The sequence below is a fragment of the Oceaniserpentilla sp. 4NH20-0058 genome, from assembly GCF_040371755.1.
Lineage (GTDB): Bacteria > Pseudomonadota > Gammaproteobacteria > Pseudomonadales > Oceanobacteraceae > Bermanella.
Genome location: NZ_BAABWE010000003.1, coordinates 275,729 through 292,823, shown reverse-complemented (window position 1 = coordinate 292,823; position 17,095 = coordinate 275,729). Strand labels below are relative to the sequence as shown.

Genomic DNA, 17,095 nt, shown 5'->3' with positions numbered 1-17,095 from the left:
TCTCTCTCCTTGTGTATTTAATGATTTGATACCATAAATACTGGCGCATTGTGACGCCGATTAAAAGGGGAGAGACCATCTCATCGACCTACGAATATTCAACTAATCAAAAACATATCCCACAAAAAAGCCTGCATATTGCAGGCTTTTAATTCACTCTCTCAAACTACACTAAAAATTAGTTGTAATAAGATAGCGCCACTTCAACTTCGTGTTTGCTACCTAAAATCACAGGTACACGTTGGTGAATTAATTCTGGTTGAATATCCAAGATATTCATTTCGGAGTTAGAGGCTATGCCGCCAGCTTGTTCAACCAGCATGGCCATTGGGTTGCCTTCGTACATTAAACGCAGTTTACCCGGTTTGTTAGGCTCACGCTTGTCCCAAGGGTACATGAAGATACCGCCACGGTTAATAATGCGGTGAACGTCCGCTACCATTGCAGCCACCCAACGCATGTTATAACGTTTTTCTAATGGGCCTTCTTCGCCTTGTAGCATATCGGCTACGTAGTTCTGGATTGGTTCAGCCCAGAAACGCTGGTTAGACATGTTAATGGCAAATTCTTTAGTAGATGGTGTGATTTTAGATTGTGCTTCAGTTAAAACGAATTCTTTGCTTATAGGGTCTAGGGTGAAGACATCAACACCTTGGCCAGTGGTCATGACAAGTAGGGTAGACGGGCCATATAACACATAGCCAGCACACACTTGATTACGGCCAGATTGTAAGTATGTGGCTTCTTGAGACGCGTCGTTACCGTTGCTTGGCAGAATAGAGAAAATGGTGCCGACAGTGACGTTAATATCAATGTTAGATGAGCCGTCCAGTGGATCAAAAATTACCAAAAACTCGCCATCTGCGTTAGCAGGTACTGGAAGGTCTTCTTCTTCGCTGGCAATACCGGCCACATGTGGGCATTCGCTTAACATGTCTTTTAGTAAGTCGTTTGAGATAACGTCTAGTTTCTTTTGTGTTTCACCTTGAACATTCTCTTGTTCGGCACTGCCTAACACCCCACTCATAGCGCCTTTTTGTAGTAGTAGGGCGATTTCTTTACTGGCATTAAGAACAGTATTAATAGTGCTGGTCAGAGATGGGCTGACGTTGTTCTGAGCAAGTATATGCTTAGGGGTCTGCATGAATGTACCTGTGATCAAGGGGTATAAATTATGCGACATTGTACACAAATCTGACATTTAAGGCCATGAATGAGTCAAGCGGGTGAGAATGATTGTGGATGTTACTTAACTGTCTTAGAGCGCAGTATTTAGCAGGGGATGGCTGTGTTTAGTATTGGTCGGTGGGATATATCTAATGTTGCTCTGTATTTATCACGTTTTACCTTTAGTTGGGCCGGTAAAAAAAACCGCATTTTGCGGTTTTTATGAATGAATATTAGAAGGTGTCTTTCATTTTTCGTATTTCTGCGAAAACTTCTTCTGGTTTGCCTAATACTTTGCCACTGAAATGTTCCGCTGCGCGAATCACGTCTGGTTGGTCACAGCGGACAAAGGGGTTACTTTTGAGTTCATCTCCTACGGTGGTGGGGACGGTGGGTAGGTTTTCCTCTCGCAATGATTGACACATATCTTGGCGGTGTAGGGTGTAGGTGTTGTTAGGTTCAACATGTAGAGCAAAGTTGATATTAGCCAAGGTGTATTCGTGGGTGCAATAAATTAATGTAGAGGGAGGGTGGTTAACAATGCTTTGTAAGGATGCATGGAACTGTTCTGGGGTGCCTTCAAACATTCGCCCACAACCACAGGCAAAGATATTGTCGCCGCTAAATATGTGATGTTGAGTCTGCCCGTTGTCATCTATTGTTTGTGTGTGAAAGACAATGTGGTCGAGTGTGTGTCCCGGTGTATGCCATACCTTCCAATTAAGTCCCATTAGTTCGAAGGTCTCTTCACCCATTAAGGCTATTTCGCGACAAGGGATATCATGGTGTCCAGTACCATAAATAATGCACTGAGGGAACGCAGCTTTGATCTCGGCAATGCCCGTTACATGATCCCAATGTTTATGGGTGATGAACATGTAATTTAGAGTAAGCTGATTGGCTTTTAAGTATTTAATAACCGGTTTGGCTTCACCTGGGTCTACTATGAGGGTTTTACCCTCGTGTTGCAGTAACCACGCGTAGTTGTCTTCGATAATGGGGATGGGGGTAATGTTGAGCATCGTGATACCAATTCATGCTTTTTTCATAGTGTATCAGGGAATCTATTCAACTGCTGCCTTGGAATAATCCTGCTTAATGTGAATAAGTCCTTGAAACTAACTGGTTTTTTTAAGACAATGCGCGGGCTTTGCAATAGCAGGGCAATTAGAAGGCATTGCTGCTTTCGCGTTATGGTGGCCTCCGGTCCCTTCGCAACGATAAATAGCGAACCCCGCCAGGCCCGGAAGGGAGCAACGGTAGTTATGGACTCGTGTGCCGAGGTGTGGCTGGAGGTCCCTCCAAGTTTCCCTATTTTCTCCAATACTTTTTCTTCCTAGTGTGTTTTTATTTCGTCAGTTTTTAATACCTGAGCGCCTATGTTGCATCGTGAATTCTATCGTCGAGGCCCTAATCATCAGTTAGGTGAGGCTGTTTCGTTTGCGTCTATTCGTCAACGCTTTGATTTTCGCAGCATTCAAATAGGTAAATGGGTGAAAGAGGCAGAAAAGCAAAAAGCCGCACCGCTATTCTATGACGCCTTATGCGACCTAATGACTATCCTTGGTGGTAATGAATCTCTTATTTCACTTAGGGGGACACTGGCATTGCAATATGGCTGTGGCGGCCAGCCCGGGGTCATGGCTCATTATGAACCTAGTACCCGCAGTTTTTCTTTGGCCAAAAATGCAGGCCCGGGCAGCATTGCCCATGAATGGTTTCATGGGTTTGATCATTATATTTGCCATAAAGCTTTTACTGGTGCAGCGAAGGGTGATTTTGCCAGCAATGCGTGGCTAGATGATGTGCGCACCATTGAGCACCCCTTGAATGAGCTTTTGGGCAATTGCTATCAAACAATCATCTTAAATGAAGCCGCTACCGAACCCAGTGATTATTTCAAAAAAAGTGCTGAGGTGGATAAACAAGTAAAAGGCTATTACTACAGTAAACCAGAAGAGCTATGCGCTCGGGCGTTTGAAGCGTTTGTGCAAGATGCGTCGATTAAAAATAATTTTTTAGTTAAAGGTACAAAAGAGTCCGAAGAAGCCAAGCTGGGTTTGTACCCACAAGGTGAGCACAGGCAAAACATCAATAACGCGTTTCGCCATTACTTTTCAAGTTTAGGGCAGGCCCTCAAACAACAATCTACATTAAACAGTTAGTAGTATTTTGAATCCTATAGATGAATTTATTGCCCCTGTGTGTCACGAGGCAATCGAAATATTGTATCAAGATGAACACATCTTACTGATCAATAAACCCAGTGGTTTATTGAGTTTGTCTGGGAAGCATCCAGCTAATCAAGATTCTGTGCACTTTCGTTTGGTGCAAGACTTTCCTAGTGCATTATTGGTGCATCGGTTGGATTTTGGAACATCAGGAATTATGTTGGTGGCATTATCAAAAGAGATGGTTCGCTGTTTGAATCAGCAGTTTTCTAATCGAGAAGTGGCCAAAACATATACAGCCAAGCTTTGGGGGCGAGTTGAACAGGATTATGGTGTGATTGATTTACCCATTGCTAAAGGAGTGTTTCCACGTCAACAAATTTGTATGGAATCAGGTAAGTCAGCAGTAAGTGAGTATCAGGTACTAGCGCGTTATGAAAATGCGACCAAGGTGTTATTCACACCATTAACCGGCCGAACCCACCAACTAAGAATCCACAGTTTTGCTATAGGCCACCCAATTTTGGGCTGTGACTTATATGGCACACAAGCATCTTTGGATTCAGCCAGTCGTTTATTGCTGCATGCCAGTGCTTTGAGTTTTACGCATCCTACAACAGGCAAGCCCTTCTTAATTGAAAGCCCTTGCCTGTTTTAGGTATGTTCATTAAGAGCGGATTAATCGCCTTGGCGAATGATCGCAAGCTCCGTAAGCCCTAGATTATTATCCTGCACTAATCGAATGCCATCTTCACCAGTTAATATCATTGGGTCAGTTGCGGCAATAATATCACTAATATCAAAACCCAATAGTTGATTAACCCTTTGAGTGTTACTCGCCAGTGAGCTTCTACGGTTTCTTAGGGTGACGTATATATAAAGTCCTATTGGTAATGGCAGGATTATAACTTGTAGGTGCCCAGCTATGGGGAGCCTACTAGGTAAAATTTGATGTAAGGCATCTTATAGAAATACCTTCTAAATTGTGCGAAACCTTGGGGTTTTCTGGCATTGTCATGCTAGGTCGGCTATGATCTGTACCCATTATTTTCCCTGTAAATCAGGCTGTTAGGCCTAGCTAGGCTGAGAAATATTTCATGAGTTATCAGGTACTGGCGCGTAAATGGCGTCCACAATTTTTCAAGGACATGGTAGGGCAGGAGCATGTCATGCGCGCCCTTATCAACGCCCTTGATAATCAGCGCCTGCACCATGCTTATTTGTTTACAGGTACTCGCGGTGTGGGTAAAACCACAATTGCTCGTATTCTTGCGAAATGCCTTAACTGTGAACAAGGCATTACCTCAGAGCCATGCGGAGAGTGCAATAGTTGCCAAGAGATTACCCAAGGTCGATTTGTTGATTTAATCGAAGTGGATGCGGCCTCGCGTACCAAGGTAGAAGATACCCGCGAGATTCTTGATAACGTGCAATACGCCCCCACCCGTGGTCGTTATAAAGTATATCTAATCGATGAAGTACACATGCTCTCTAACTCCAGTTTTAATGCTTTGTTAAAAACACTGGAAGAACCCCCTGAGCACGTGAAATTCCTGCTGGCCACCACTGATCCACAAAAACTACCGGCTACTATTTTGAGTCGTTGTTTGCAGTTCAGCTTAAAAAATATGACCCCTGAACGCATAGTGAGTTACCTAAAAACGATATTGGGTCAAGAGAATATTCCTGCCGATGAGGCGGGCTTGTGGCTGTTAGGTCGCGCCGCTGAAGGCAGTATGCGCGATGCATTGAGCCTAACAGATCAGGCTATCAGTTATGGCCAAGGACACATTAAAGAATTAGACGTAGCCAGTATGCTGGGTACGGTGGATCGCGGTCGTGTGTTTCAGTTAGCCATTGCCTTAGCTGAGGCCGATGCCGCTAGTGCCCTAGAATTAGTTGGGCAAATGGCAGAGCATGCTGTGGATTTTAATAACCTGTTAGCAGATTTAATATACCTCATTCATCGGATTGCCATTGCCCAAGCCGTGCCGGATGCGGTGGATAATAGCCAAGGTGATAAAGAACAAGTATTAACCTTAGCGCAGGCCATGAGTCCCGCTATGGTTCAGCTTATGTATCAAGTGGCACTGACGGGTAAGCGGGATTTACCGTTGGCGCCAGAGCCAAGGTCAGGCATGGAAATGACATTGCTGCGCATGATTAACTTTGCGCCAGTGGGGCAACAAGCAGAAGCCCAAAGCCCTTCGGGAGTGCCCCAGGTAAAAAAGCCTGATCTGGCGCATCTCAAGCGTCAGATCGTCAATACGGCATCTGAAACGTCCGTTCCTCTAGTTCCAATTAATCATAGTGAATCAACTGATTCGCTTAAGGACTTGAGTGAAACAACGGCTATTCAAGCAAATGAGCCAGCAGCTTTACAAAATGCTCCAAGTGATGATGCAACTTCAGCACCCGTTGAAGAAATTACCGCTTCACTAGGCACGCCAGTAGATGAGCCTCAGTCTGCTCAGTCAAGCTCTCCGTCACCGAATGAAGTGGATGTTCCTTGGGATACCTCTGACGAGCCACATATACCACCTGAAATAGTATCCCCCGAGATACCACTAGACGCGCCTGCACTTCAACAGGTAACAACACCTGATGTAATACCAGTAGCTGAGCAGCAGACAGCGGTTATACCTGAAAAACCAGTCCAAATTATTCAACCCGAACCGGCCCCAGTGGTGACAGCCACAACGGAAGATACCGCGCAAATTGAACAAGCCGCTGTCAAAGAACAGCAGGCCCAAGACAAGATCACAGAATTAAAGGCAATGGCATTGAGTAGCAATAGTTGGCCTTTGATTTTTGAGGCAATTCCTGTTGAAGGTATGTTACGAAACCTTGTGGCTAATACCTGTTTAATGGCGGTTAATGGTGACACGTTGATATTTCATAGTGATGCTGGCCACATGCGCCTATTTGGCGAGTCGCATCAGAAGCGCTTTGCTGAATTGTTGAATACTGCACTTGATCAGCGTTATCAGGTGCAAGTAATAGAGGGGGATATTCAGTACGAAACCCCTGCGCAGCGTATTCAGCGATTGCAACAAGAACGGCTTCAGCAGGCAATAGATAGCATTGAACAAGATCCAAACGTACAAGCACTGCGACAATCGTTCAATGCACAGGTTATAATGGACAGCATTACACCCGTTGACTAAAGTCAGCGGTTAAAATAGATCAATCATTGAGGAAACAAACATGATGAAAGGTGGCATGGGCAACTTGATGAAGCAAGCCCAAAAAATGCAAGAACGTATGCAAAAAGCCCAAGAAGAACTGGCCAATGCAGAAACCACAGGTGAATCTGGTGCGGGTCTTGTCAAAGTTGTTATGACAGGTCGTCACGATGTGAAAAGCGTGGCACTGGACGACAGCCTAATGGAAGAAGACAAAGAAATCATCGAAGATTTATTAGCGGCAGCGGTAAATGATGCCGTGCGTAAAATAGAAGCGGCTAGCTCAGAGAAAATGGGCTCTATGACCGATGGAATGGGCCTACCGCCGGGTATGAAACTTCCGTTTTAAAGAGTAGTTAGCAGCATGGCCTCATTAAGCCCCTTGATTAACCAGCTAGTACAATCTCTGACCATTCTACCAGGGGTGGGGCCAAAGTCCGCTCAGCGCCTTGCTTTGTATTTGCTTGAAAAAGATAAAGCAGGTGCCGCAAGTCTTGTTAGTACATTAAGTGAAGCACTTGAAAAAGTTGGGCATTGTCAGCAGTGTCGTAACCTTACCGAAAATGAATTGTGTCCAGTTTGCGATGATGTAAAGCGTTTGGATGATCAGCTATGTGTGGTTGAAACCCCAGCGGAAGTTTTAGCCATTGAGCAAACTGGGTTTAAGGGTCGTTACTTTGTTTTATTTGGGCGCTTAAGCCCCATAGAAGGCATTGGGCCGGATGCGTTGGGCTTAGGTCGTTTAAAATCTTGGGTGCTTGAAAAAGACGTCAAAGAAGTGATTTTAGCGACCAACCCTACCGTCGAAGGAGAGGCCACTGCCCAATATATTCAGCAAATGTTTGCTGGAAAAGACATCGAAGTGAGCCGAATTGCCCATGGTGTTCCACTGGGTGGGGAACTGGAGTATGTCGATGGTGGCACACTTGCCCATGCCCTTGCTGGCCGTAAAAGCGTTTACTGATCCTCTCGTTTAGCCAACTTTAATTAAGGCCTTTATGATATACATTGATACCAACCAAGCCTTAGCTGATGTGGCTAAACACTGGCTCACCCTAGAGCGCATTGCCTTAGACAGCGAATTTATGCGTGTCGATACGTTTTATCCTAAATTAGCGTTAATTCAGATTAATGATGGGGATAACACCTACTTAATCGACCCTTTAGCTATTACAGATTGGCAACCTCTGCAAGCCGTCTTTACCTGCCAAACGGTTGTAAAGCTGTTACACAGCCCAAGTGAAGACTTTGATGCGTTTTTTCATAATTTAGATGTATTGCCTGAACCTATGATGGACACACAGCTGGCGGCTTCAATGGCCAGTATGGGAGGCATTATGGGCTATCAGAAATTAGTGAAAGCTCTACTGGATGTTGACCTAGAAAAAGGCGAGACCCGTAGCGATTGGCTAAAGCGACCATTAAGTGACAAGCAACTTCATTATGCAGCGGACGACGTCGAATACTTGCTTTCAATGATGAATACATTAGAAGCTCGCTTAAAAGAACAAGGTCGTTGGCAATGGTTTTTAGCTGACTGTGCTCAAGTATTAGAGGATTGGCGTGAAACGCAAAAATCGGGCTATTCCCACGAGCGCATTAAAAAAGCGTGGATGTTAAAAGGTCACCAATTAAATGTTTTAAAACAATTGGTGAGTTGGCGAGAGCAGCGTTGCAAAGAGGTGAATATTCCAAGAGGGCATTTGATTAATGATGCTTTGTTAATGGAATTAGCCATGCGCTTGCCACAATCCACCAAACAATTATCTTCTATAAAAGGTTTGCGCCCAGCGACTTTACGAAAAGAAGGTGAGCAAATTGTTTTGCTAATACAAAGTTGTAAGGATACCCCTAAAGAGCAATGGCCAGAAAGAATGGAGCGACCATTATCACAAAGCGCTGGTGAATGGTTTAAAAAGATGCGACGCAAGGTGGATAAAATTGCTGAGCAATTAGATGTTCCTCCTGAGTTACTTGCACGTAAGAAACCAATGGAAGCTATGTTACGTGAAGGCTATCCAAATGGCCCGTTTTCGATACCGCAAACATTACAAGGATGGCGAGAAGAGGTAGTGGGTACACCACTACTTAATGTGTTAAATCAGCTATCAAAGCAATCCTAATTGAGTAATGAATATGAGCATGAAAAAAAAATTATTAACGGTTTGGTCTAGCCCCAAAAAAGAAGAAATGTATTTATATACGGATCGTCTTGAAGGGTTAAAACGTGTACCAACTGAATTACTTAAAATGTTTGGTACCCCAAAAGAAGTCATGGGTTTACCGTTATCAGAAGATAAAAATCTAGGTCGAGCAGATGCCAAAAAGGTCTTAAGCGAGATTGTTGAAAAAGGTTACTACTTGCAAATGCCGCCTGTGCGCGACGACTATATGTTGGATTTGTATAAAGATACGTCGGCCAAATACACCGATATACTGTAGAATCTAATTGCATAGCTTAGACTGTGTTGGAAATTATTTTTGAAATAGTCATTGGATAAAGCACCAACTCCTATTGAAAAAATGATTCCCGCCTTGCCTAAGCTGCTTCATTAACGCTTCTACTTTTAGGAAAGAGGGTGAGTTGTTAATAAGGCGTGTGCATTGTCTTAATGGCCTCGCTGACGCTCTTATGCGAGAAGCTGTTATACAGCCTAAGCGATTTTAGAATAGACTTGAAACGAGTAGCCTTGTTTTGGCGGTCTCGCAAATGCTCTAGTGTTACGTATCTTTTTAAACAAAAATGTGGAAGTAGGATGGGTTAGTGAGGCACGAACGTAACCCATCAAATAGGCAATACTAGGCAAAACGAATAAGATTCACAAAGGTAACGATATGGCCAAAAAAGAATTACCATTTTGGCAAACAAAATCCTTACAAGAAATGAGTAAGGAAGAATGGGAAAGCCTATGTGATGGTTGTGCCAAATGTTGTTTGCATAAATTAGAAGATGAAGACACAGGCGAAGTACACTATACCGAAATAGTTTGCCGGTATTTAGATCGTGAGGCATGCAATTGCACAGAGTACAAGCGTCGCCAAGAGTTAGTACCTAATTGTGTTTGGTTGAAGCCTGAAGATGTGACAGAGTTTCATTGGCTGCCCTCTAGTTGTTCTTATCGTTTAATTAGCGAAGGTAAGTCTCTCCCTAAATGGCACCACCTTAGAAGTGGTGATAAAGATTTGATTCACAAGCGAAACCAGTCTATGCGTCGCAAAGGGATTCCGGATGACAAAATACCGGAAGAAGACTGGGAAGATCATATTATTTGGATGGAATAAAATGGCATATTACGACACTTATTTACTTACTTGGGTTGCTTACTTAGTAGCAGCCCTTGGTATGTATTATGTGGTGGTAAAATTTACCAAGTACTGGCGCAATGAAGACTTAAAAAATTATTTAAGGATGATAGGTGCAGTGGTGTTGTTTACCCCTGCGAGTCACGCTATTGATGGGATACCCTCTATAGCCCCTGCGTTTATTGTGTTGTTAGGGGAGTTGTTAACTTCGGGTACTAAGGCCGCTTTTCAGGGCTTATTACCGATATTATTTGCTTTATTATTAGGCGCAATCGCGTTAACTATTCAAGCTTTGTTTAAGGCGAGCTCAGCCAAGCAAGCTAAGTCTTAGGTATTCAATTACGATATGTCTGTGTTATTACTAAAATTAAAGCATGTGCCTGAAGATGAATATCAAGAAGTATGCGCGTTATTAGAGCAAAATGATTTTCATTTTTACGAAACCACGCCGGGTTTTTGGGGCGTCGGACTAGCGGCTATTTGGTTAAATGACCAATCTCAGCTTGAGCAAGCTCAAGCTGTACTGTCAGAGTATATGCTGAGCCGACAGCAGCGAGTGCGCCAAGAATTAAGCGAAGCGAAACAACAAGGGCAATTAAGAACACTGCTTTCAACATTTAAGTTACAGCCGGCTACTTTTATTTTATATCTTTTGGCAGTAGTGGGTATTTTCGCTTTAACAACCCTACCTTTTTTAGGTCTATTGTAATTAAAAGATCTTTTTATTAAGCGGCGCTATGCCTTCTTCAATTTTCACTAACGGCAATATAGATACAGATGATTTTGGCTTAGGGATGCATTGACGACAAGAGCAATCAAGCCTATGACCATTAGCTTTCAAAGGCTCTTGGTCAAAATCAAGAATGAAATCATCAGGATAGTGATTAATTGTTTGTTTTTTAATTGGTCTAAAAACCAGTTTAGTGAGCGTCGGAATACCTGCTTCCTTCCAAGTAATACCTTTTAGCTCTTGGTTTTGCTTAATTTTAATCTGCTGCTTTAGTTGTTGGTCCATGCTAGTCATCCTAACGTCATGTTCGATGGCGTAGAGACTAAAGGTTTTCACATGTAAAAACATTATGCTTAAGCTGTATTTGAATAGTCAAAATGCGTATTTACATTAGAAATTTGAAGTGGTTCAACTTCTATTTGTATAGTTCGTCATAATTGTAATTATGGTGTCATAAGGCCAGTATGCACATTGGCCTTACTTATTTTAATTTTTATTGGTTAGCGAGGGTTAATTGTTTAGCGAATGTAGCCTTGTCGACCTCACCTATAATTCGTAGAGGCTTAAGCTCTTTTCCTTCTTTAAAAAATAGAACGGCGGGCGGACCAAATAATCCAAATTGATTTAATAGGTTCATTTGATCTTCTGAATTATTTGTCATATCAAGCTGAATAAACACCACATTTGACATAGCTTGTTGTATATCAGGTTGGCTAAAAATTTCTGCATCCATAATTTTGCATGCAATACACCAGTCGGCATAAAAGTCCAAAACGGCAATTTGATTGTGTTGTTTAGCGAGTTGTAATTGCTGTTTGAATTCCTCATTGGTGGTAATTTTGCTGTGATTGTTGGATTTCATCGAATGGGCATTATTCACTGGAATATGGCTTTGGCTAGTAAAGCTTAATGGTTGTAGTGGATTTGTTTCACCAGCAGAAGCGCCGACCATTAAAAGTACACCATAGATACTAAGAATAAGCCCAAAGGATTTAAATAAACGCCCCCAGCTGTGGGTGCCTTGCTCAAGTGCACCAAGATACACACCGCTAGTAATAAGCAATACGGCCCATAACATCATTGTGATACTGGCTGGAATGATCCGCTCTAGGAGCCATATAGCGACGGCTAAAAGGGCAACACCAAAGACGCTTTTTACGGCGTTCATCCAAATACCGGCTTTAGGTAAAAATCGACTTCCCCCTGTGCCAATCAACAGTAAAGGCAATCCCATTCCTAAACCCAGTGCTAAAAGTGCTGCGCCACCTAGTAGGGAATCCCCTGTGGTGGAAATATAAACCAATGTGCCTGCTAAAGGGGCGCTGACACACGGACTGACAACTAATGCTGAAAGAACCCCCATTATTGCAACGCTAATTAATTGCCCACCTTTTTGATTGTGGTTGATTTGGTTTAATTTATCTTGAATGGCTCTTGGTAATTGCAGTTCATAAAACCCAAACATAGCGAATGACAATAGAACAAACACAAAAGCAAAACTACCGAGTACCCAAGGACTTTGTAAATACAACTGTATATTGGCTTTAGCACCAAAATAACCAACTAACACTCCGGCACTAGCATAAGCAATCGCCATGGCTAACACATATGTGAGTGACATGATGAAGGCTCGACGTGTTGTAATGCTTTCTCCTTGACCTACGATAATACTCGATAAAATGGGGATCATAGGGAACACACAAGGTGTAAAAGCAAGGCCTACGCCTAATGCAAAAAAGATTAACATTTGCCAAAGTAGGCTGCCGGATTGTAAGAATGCAGCAATGGATGAAACATCGTCAGAATTGAGTGGTTGGCTGACTTGTTTTTGGGTGGTTGGTGCTTCAATAATATTTAAATCAATAATGCGTTGTTGTGGTGGATAGCAAAGCCCAGCTTCAGCGCAACCTTGAAATTCTAGAGTAACAGGAGAGTTAGATAATGTGGGCACAACTAAACTAACGGTATGTTTAAATATTTTGACCAGACCAAAATACTCATCGTTTTTATCAATGGGCGCTTCAATAGTGGTAAAAGGCAGGGTTTTACCATCTTGTTTGAGTGAAAGGCGCGATAAATATAGATAGTAATCATTTGCAATATCAAACTTAATCGTAAGTTTTTCGTATTGATAAATGGATTCGTAGCTAAATGCTTGATCTACAGGCAAAAAATCAGGCTCTTGTGCGTGACCTAGAGCACTGACAAAGAACCAACTTACGAATACACTTAAGGCCAATAAGGTTTGTTTCATAAAGTACACTCCACTTTTTTGATACAGGCATAATAAAACTTAAATTGTTAAGGAATCCTTAAGGTTCCTTCGCCATACTAAAATCTACAAAACAAAGGGAATACTTAATGAAGTCTATATTCTTAAATCTAAATAAAGCTCTGTTGGTGGTTCTGCTAGTGACCAGCATGCCGACTCATGCAGAGCAATGGTTAAACAAATTTGACCTGTCTCAGTATAAAAACAAAGTAGTATATTTGGATTTTTGGGCATCTTGGTGTGGTCCTTGTCGTAAATCATTTCCTTGGTTAAATGAAATAGAAGAAAAATATAAAAATCAGGGCTTAGTGGTTATTGGTGTCAATTTAGATACAGAGCAATCACTTGCTAAACAATTTTTGAAAGAAGTACCTGCAAATTTTCGAGTTTTCTCTGATCCTGACGGCAAGTTAGCAGAAAAGTACAAGCTAATTGGTATGCCAAGTTCATTTGTTATTGATGGTAAAGGTGAGGTTCGTCATCGCCATGTAGGTTTCAAAAAGAACAAAACCGATGAATACGAGAAAAGTATTGAATCACTATTGAAAGAATTAAAGAGATAGTCATAACTTAAACTGGAGGGTTTATGAAATTTACTGCCTCACTTTTATTACTCAGTAGCATTTTATTATCTGGGTGTAGTTCTTTAGGTGTCAAACCTTGGGAACGAGACATTTTGGCCAGAGAAGATATGGCACTGGATAACGCGCCATTGGATAGTGGGTTCGATGATCACATTTATTTTTCTAAAGAGGCTAGTAGTGGGGGTAAAGGGTTTGGTGGTGGCGGCTGTGGCTGCAACTAATAAAACACTCATTCACCTTTCAATTTTCCCATGGGGGAATCATGACAGTTAAACAATTACAAAAAGCCAAGAGCAAAAATATTCGTGGTTTACTTAGTACTGCTACAGGTTGCTTATTAGGGGCTAGTACGGTGGTTCAAGCTCAGTCAGAAGCGGGTTGGGAAACAGATGTAGCTGTTCTAATTTATAATGAAACCGATCGTGTGAGCGCATTTGAACCTGCAATATCATTTAAAAAAACCTACGATGATGACAGTGTATTAGGCATTAAACTCGTATATGACGCTTTAACTGGTGCATCCCATAATGGAGCGGCAGTCAGTGATGAAGTGCAAACATTCACACGACCAAGTGGTAATGGAAGTTATGCTACACAAAGTGCAGATGTACCTTTGGATGATACCTTTAGGGATTCTCGTGGTAGCGCGAGTATGAATTATGAGCAGCCACTTAATCGATTTGATAAAGTCATATATGGCGGTAATGTTTCTGCTGAGCATGATTTTACATCTATGAGCGGCAGTGTTTCTTATTTACATGATTTAAATCAAAGAAATACCACATTAAGTGCGGGAATAAGCTTCGAATACGATCAAATAACCCCAGAAGGTGGCGTGCCTGTGGCGTTATCTGAAATGCAAGTGAATACTAATCCACAAGTGCGTGCAGAAGACTCTGAAACTCGTACCATGACTGAGTTATTATTGGGTGTGACTCAGGTTATTGATCGTAATACATTGGTACAAATGAATTATGGCTTTTCACAAAGCAGTGGTTACCATAGTGACCCGTATAAAATTGTGTCAGTGCTTAATGCAGATGGTAGTTTAGATGCTGCAAATGGATTAAATGGTACTTATATTTACGAGAATCGCCCTGATAGCCGTACCAAACAAAGCTTATATGTAAAAGCAAAGCGCTATATGCAAGGGAATATTGCGGACATCTCATACCGTTATATGTGGGATGATTGGGATGTCAGTTCCCATACCATTGATACCCATTATCGCTTTAACATGGAAAGCAATTGGTATATTGAACCTCATGTTCGCTATTACCAACAACAAGCAGCGGAGTTTTATCGCTATAGTTTAAGCAATACAGAGGTGGTACCGGAGTTTGTCAGTGCGGACTATCGTCTTGGTGACATGACGGCCATTACTGTTGGCGCAAAGTTAGGGTTTAAGGTTGCAGGGCATGCTAACAGTGTTCGTTTGGAGTTTTATCAACAAAGTGGAGATGAAACGCCCTCTGAAGTGGATTCATTAATTTTACAGTATAATTATCAATTTTAATCAATTGAATAAAAGCGGCTTAGTCGCTTTTATTTTTTGACCTACATTTAAATTATTTGATTGAAAGTTCTTATATATGCGAATTTTATTACTGGAGGACGACCTTCAGTTAGCGTCGGGATTAAAGCAAACACTACATAATGAGCATTATGCAGTGGATCATTTTGATTTAGTCAAATCTGCACTTTCAGCCTGTGAACATGAGCATTACGACTTAATATTATTAGACCTAGGATTACCAGATGGCGATGGTTTTGATTTTCTAAAGCAATTTCGCAAGCAACAAAAAATCCCTGTATTAATTCTCACAGCAAGAGACAGCATAGATGATAAAATTAAAGGCTTGGATCTTGGGGCAGATGATTATCTACCTAAACCATTTGATGTCAGTGAGCTTCAAGCGCGCATTAGAGCCTTATTACGACGTAGTGCTGGTTTAGCTAGTAATTGTATTGAATATGGTCAAATGCAGGTTGACCTTCAGTCACGTAATGTTATTTATCAAGAGCAACCGATTAATTTATCTCGAAGGGAATTTAATTTACTCGAAGCACTTATTCAAAACCAAGGTAAGGTTATGTCTAGGGTGTCTTTGGAACAAAATTTATATAGCTGGGATGACGATATAGAAAGTAATGCCTTAGAGGTTCATATTCATAATTTACGTAAAAAGCTGTTTTCATCATTAATTAAAACAGTGCGAGGTGTGGGCTATATGGTACCTAAGTTATGATGGCTATCATGAAAAAAGGAATTAATCTTTCGATTAATCAATTTTTACTTGTTGGTATTTTGTCATTTACTGTTTTGTATTTTGCTTCTATATACACACTAAGTCAGCGCCAAGCCATTCATGAAATTGAAGAGTTATTCGATGCTCAGCTAGCTCATAGCTCCTATATTTTGATGAATCTTCTTAGTGAGAGTGTATCAACCATTGATCAAGAAAGTGCCCACTTACCTGTGGTGTACTTCGGGTTTGATGCACAATCTTTAGAATCTAATCATGCACTTTTTTATCAAAAAAAAGTGGCTTATCAAATATTTAATGCAAACAATAAATTACTTATTACTTCTGGCAGCGCCCCTGAAATCCGTTTAGCAGATAAACACGCTGGATATTCTAATATCGATATTCAAGGTGAGAGATGGCGGGTTTACAGTTTGTATGATGATGATTGGGATTTCTGGCTTCATGTTGCTGAAAGTGTGTCAATTCGACAAGAGTTATCTAATCAAATTGCTCGCCAAACCTTATGGCCCGGATTGGCTTTATTGCCTATAGCGCTTTTATTACTGACCTTGATTATTAGGTTAGGGTTAAAACCATTAAAGCAACTTACATTAAATATAAATAAAAGAGACCCTAAAAATTTAACACAGATAACCTTATTTCATACTCCCAAAGAAATGAAACCCGTAGTTGACGCTCTTAATATATTATTTCATCGATTAAATGACGCTATTGCCCGAGAAAAACGCCTGACTGCTGATGCTGCTCATGAATTACGTACGCCACTAGCCGTGGTTATGCTACACGCTCAAAATGCAATAGCAGCGACAAACAACACTGATAGAGACCTGTCTTTACAAGAACTGGAAATAGGAGTGAAGCGGGTTTCTAGATTGTTAGAGCAGTTGTTAACTTTATCAAAAGTTTCACCAGAAACCATTCCTGTGGATACAGTGGTTTTGTATCCATTGTGCCAAGAAGTTATGGCGCAGCTGGCGCTTTCAATATTGGATAAGCAGCAAGAACTTGAAATGACGTGTGACTCTGCCACGCAAACACAAGCAATCATGGGTAGCCATTTTCTATTGGAAATTTTGCTAAGAAATTTAATCGATAACGCCAGCGAATACACCCCTAAAAAAGGTATGATTCGGTTAAGCATTCTTAACAACTCTAAGTATTTAGAGTTAATAGTCGAGGACTCAGGTAAAGGGGTAATGCCGGAGAATTATGGGATACTAACAAATCGATTTTATCGAGAAAAACAGCAGGTTGGTAAAGGTGCGGGCCTTGGGTTATCACTTGTGAATAGTATTGTTGAATTTCATAACGGTGAATTAATTTTTAGTAAGTCAGCTTTGGGTGGTTTGGCTGTAACCGTTCGATTGCCTAAACCGGATTAACTTCTGTGTACTTGGCTAACAGTTGATTTAG

20 protein-coding genes and 1 other RNA gene are annotated in these 17,095 nt (G+C 41.5%); 16 read left to right on the top strand and 5 right to left on the bottom strand.

Annotated elements, in window-relative coordinates; all coding sequences use genetic code 11:
• Positions 1 to 178 precede the first annotated feature (178 nt).
• A complete protein-coding gene (locus ABWV45_RS06620; RefSeq protein WP_353349906.1) occupies positions 179 to 1,144 on the bottom strand; it encodes a class 1 fructose-bisphosphatase in 966 nt (321 codons plus the stop codon).
• A gap of 256 nt (positions 1,145 to 1,400) precedes the next feature.
• A complete protein-coding gene (gene gloB, locus ABWV45_RS06615) occupies positions 1,401 to 2,189 on the bottom strand; it encodes a hydroxyacylglutathione hydrolase (RefSeq protein WP_353349904.1) in 789 nt (262 codons plus the stop codon).
• A 179-nt stretch (positions 2,190 to 2,368) separates the two neighbouring features.
• On the opposite strand from gloB, the gene ffs reads away from it, so the two are divergent.
• The 3 genes from ffs to ABWV45_RS06600 all read left to right on the top strand — a co-directional run bounded on the left by ffs (position 2,369) and on the right by ABWV45_RS06600 (position 3,996).
• An RNA gene (gene ffs / locus ABWV45_RS06610) (signal recognition particle sRNA small type) lies at positions 2,369 to 2,465 on the top strand.
• 81 nt (positions 2,466 to 2,546) lie between these two features.
• The gene (locus tag ABWV45_RS06605; RefSeq protein WP_353349902.1) at positions 2,547 to 3,332 is read left to right on the top strand and encodes a CLCA_X family protein; all 786 of its coding nucleotides are present in this window, start codon (positions 2,547 to 2,549) and stop codon (positions 3,330 to 3,332) included.
• Positions 3,333 to 3,339: 7 nt separating this feature from the next.
• A complete protein-coding gene (locus ABWV45_RS06600) occupies positions 3,340 to 3,996 on the top strand; it encodes a pseudouridine synthase (RefSeq protein ID WP_353349900.1) in 657 nt (218 codons plus the stop codon).
• Positions 3,997 to 4,016: 20 nt separating this feature from the next.
• On the opposite strand, the gene ABWV45_RS06595 is transcribed toward ABWV45_RS06600, so the two are convergent.
• A complete protein-coding gene (locus tag ABWV45_RS06595; protein WP_353349898.1) occupies positions 4,017 to 4,148 on the bottom strand; it encodes a hypothetical protein in 132 nt (43 codons plus the stop codon).
• A 287-nt stretch (positions 4,149 to 4,435) separates the two neighbouring features.
• On the opposite strand from ABWV45_RS06595, the gene dnaX reads away from it, so the two are divergent.
• From dnaX to ABWV45_RS06555, 8 genes are all read left to right on the top strand, one after another.
• Positions 4,436 to 6,505, top strand: coding sequence for a DNA polymerase III subunit gamma/tau (gene dnaX / locus ABWV45_RS06590; protein WP_353349896.1), 2,070 nt, complete (start codon positions 4,436 to 4,438; stop codon positions 6,503 to 6,505).
• A 40-nt stretch (positions 6,506 to 6,545) separates the two neighbouring features.
• Complete coding sequence (locus ABWV45_RS06585) at positions 6,546 to 6,872, top strand: YbaB/EbfC family nucleoid-associated protein (protein ID WP_353349894.1); 327 nt, start codon at positions 6,546 to 6,548, stop codon at positions 6,870 to 6,872.
• Between the two features lie 15 nt (positions 6,873 to 6,887).
• Positions 6,888 to 7,487, top strand: coding sequence for a recombination mediator RecR (gene recR, locus ABWV45_RS06580; protein ID WP_353349892.1), 600 nt, complete (start codon positions 6,888 to 6,890; stop codon positions 7,485 to 7,487).
• A 34-nt stretch (positions 7,488 to 7,521) separates the two neighbouring features.
• Positions 7,522 to 8,646, top strand: coding sequence for a ribonuclease D (gene rnd / locus ABWV45_RS06575; RefSeq protein ID WP_353349890.1), 1,125 nt, complete (start codon positions 7,522 to 7,524; stop codon positions 8,644 to 8,646).
• A 19-nt stretch (positions 8,647 to 8,665) separates the two neighbouring features.
• A complete protein-coding gene (locus ABWV45_RS06570) occupies positions 8,666 to 8,965 on the top strand; it encodes a YcgL domain-containing protein (RefSeq protein ID WP_353349888.1) in 300 nt (99 codons plus the stop codon).
• A gap of 393 nt (positions 8,966 to 9,358) precedes the next feature.
• Positions 9,359 to 9,805, top strand: a complete 447-nt coding sequence (locus ABWV45_RS06565; protein WP_353349886.1) for a YcgN family cysteine cluster protein — start codon at positions 9,359 to 9,361, stop codon at positions 9,803 to 9,805.
• Position 9,806: 1 nt separating this feature from the next.
• Complete coding sequence (locus ABWV45_RS06560; RefSeq protein ID WP_353349884.1) at positions 9,807 to 10,157, top strand: hypothetical protein; 351 nt, start codon at positions 9,807 to 9,809, stop codon at positions 10,155 to 10,157.
• Between the two features lie 15 nt (positions 10,158 to 10,172).
• Positions 10,173 to 10,535: a DUF6164 family protein gene (locus tag ABWV45_RS06555; protein WP_353349882.1), complete on the top strand. Its 363-nt coding sequence runs from the start codon at positions 10,173 to 10,175 to the stop codon at positions 10,533 to 10,535.
• Here ABWV45_RS06555 and ABWV45_RS06550 read toward each other — a convergent pair whose 3' ends face one another.
• Together ABWV45_RS06550 and dsbD are read right to left on the bottom strand one after the other, a co-directional pair.
• On the bottom strand, positions 10,536 to 10,841 hold the full coding sequence (locus ABWV45_RS06550; protein WP_353349880.1) for a hypothetical protein: 306 nt from the start codon (positions 10,839 to 10,841) through the stop codon (positions 10,536 to 10,538).
• A gap of 208 nt (positions 10,842 to 11,049) precedes the next feature.
• Positions 11,050 to 12,810, bottom strand: coding sequence for a protein-disulfide reductase DsbD (gene dsbD / locus ABWV45_RS06545; protein ID WP_353349878.1), 1,761 nt, complete (start codon positions 12,808 to 12,810; stop codon positions 11,050 to 11,052).
• A 167-nt stretch (positions 12,811 to 12,977) separates the two neighbouring features.
• Here dsbD and ABWV45_RS06540 point away from each other — a divergent pair, with 167 nt between their 5' ends.
• The 5 genes from ABWV45_RS06540 to ABWV45_RS06520 all read left to right on the top strand — a co-directional run bounded on the left by ABWV45_RS06540 (position 12,978) and on the right by ABWV45_RS06520 (position 17,064).
• Positions 12,978 to 13,391, top strand: a complete 414-nt coding sequence (locus ABWV45_RS06540) for a TlpA disulfide reductase family protein (RefSeq protein WP_502914666.1) — start codon at positions 12,978 to 12,980, stop codon at positions 13,389 to 13,391.
• A gap of 23 nt (positions 13,392 to 13,414) precedes the next feature.
• Complete coding sequence (locus ABWV45_RS06535; protein WP_353349876.1) at positions 13,415 to 13,633, top strand: DUF4266 domain-containing protein; 219 nt, start codon at positions 13,415 to 13,417, stop codon at positions 13,631 to 13,633.
• Between the two features lie 41 nt (positions 13,634 to 13,674).
• Positions 13,675 to 14,928, top strand: coding sequence for a DUF3570 domain-containing protein (locus ABWV45_RS06530; protein WP_353349875.1), 1,254 nt, complete (start codon positions 13,675 to 13,677; stop codon positions 14,926 to 14,928).
• 76 nt (positions 14,929 to 15,004) lie between these two features.
• Positions 15,005 to 15,661, top strand: a complete 657-nt coding sequence (locus ABWV45_RS06525; RefSeq protein WP_353349874.1) for a response regulator — start codon at positions 15,005 to 15,007, stop codon at positions 15,659 to 15,661.
• Between the two features lie 8 nt (positions 15,662 to 15,669).
• On the top strand, positions 15,670 to 17,064 hold the full coding sequence (locus ABWV45_RS06520; RefSeq protein ID WP_353349873.1) for an ATP-binding protein: 1,395 nt from the start codon (positions 15,670 to 15,672) through the stop codon (positions 17,062 to 17,064).
• Positions 17,065 to 17,095 lie beyond the last annotated feature (31 nt).

What these genes read in the sequence shown, in the direction of transcription:
- ABWV45_RS06620 (WP_353349906.1), bottom strand. Translation starts at nt 1,144, where the DNA reads ATGCAGACCCCTAAGCATATACTTGCTCAGAACAACGTCAGCCCATCT.
- gloB (WP_353349904.1), bottom strand. Translation starts at nt 2,189, where the DNA reads ATGCTCAACATTACCCCCATCCCCATTATCGAAGACAACTACGCGTGG.
- ABWV45_RS06605 (WP_353349902.1), top strand. Translation starts at nt 2,547, where the DNA reads ATGTTGCATCGTGAATTCTATCGTCGAGGCCCTAATCATCAGTTAGGT.
- dnaX (WP_353349896.1), top strand. Translation starts at nt 4,436, where the DNA reads ATGAGTTATCAGGTACTGGCGCGTAAATGGCGTCCACAATTTTTCAAG.
- ABWV45_RS06585 (WP_353349894.1), top strand. Translation starts at nt 6,546, where the DNA reads ATGATGAAAGGTGGCATGGGCAACTTGATGAAGCAAGCCCAAAAAATG.
- recR (WP_353349892.1), top strand. Translation starts at nt 6,888, where the DNA reads ATGGCCTCATTAAGCCCCTTGATTAACCAGCTAGTACAATCTCTGACC.
- rnd (WP_353349890.1), top strand. Translation starts at nt 7,522, where the DNA reads ATGATATACATTGATACCAACCAAGCCTTAGCTGATGTGGCTAAACAC.
- ABWV45_RS06570 (WP_353349888.1), top strand. Translation starts at nt 8,666, where the DNA reads ATGAAAAAAAAATTATTAACGGTTTGGTCTAGCCCCAAAAAAGAAGAA.
- ABWV45_RS06565 (WP_353349886.1), top strand. Translation starts at nt 9,359, where the DNA reads ATGGCCAAAAAAGAATTACCATTTTGGCAAACAAAATCCTTACAAGAA.
- ABWV45_RS06560 (WP_353349884.1), top strand. Translation starts at nt 9,807, where the DNA reads ATGGCATATTACGACACTTATTTACTTACTTGGGTTGCTTACTTAGTA.
- ABWV45_RS06555 (WP_353349882.1), top strand. Translation starts at nt 10,173, where the DNA reads ATGTCTGTGTTATTACTAAAATTAAAGCATGTGCCTGAAGATGAATAT.
- ABWV45_RS06550 (WP_353349880.1), bottom strand. Translation starts at nt 10,841, where the DNA reads ATGGACCAACAACTAAAGCAGCAGATTAAAATTAAGCAAAACCAAGAG.
- dsbD (WP_353349878.1), bottom strand. Translation starts at nt 12,810, where the DNA reads ATGAAACAAACCTTATTGGCCTTAAGTGTATTCGTAAGTTGGTTCTTT.
- ABWV45_RS06540 (WP_502914666.1), top strand. Translation starts at nt 12,978, where the DNA reads ATGCCGACTCATGCAGAGCAATGGTTAAACAAATTTGACCTGTCTCAG.
- ABWV45_RS06535 (WP_353349876.1), top strand. Translation starts at nt 13,415, where the DNA reads ATGAAATTTACTGCCTCACTTTTATTACTCAGTAGCATTTTATTATCT.
- ABWV45_RS06530 (WP_353349875.1), top strand. Translation starts at nt 13,675, where the DNA reads ATGACAGTTAAACAATTACAAAAAGCCAAGAGCAAAAATATTCGTGGT.
- ABWV45_RS06525 (WP_353349874.1), top strand. Translation starts at nt 15,005, where the DNA reads ATGCGAATTTTATTACTGGAGGACGACCTTCAGTTAGCGTCGGGATTA.
- ABWV45_RS06520 (WP_353349873.1), top strand. Translation starts at nt 15,670, where the DNA reads ATGAAAAAAGGAATTAATCTTTCGATTAATCAATTTTTACTTGTTGGT.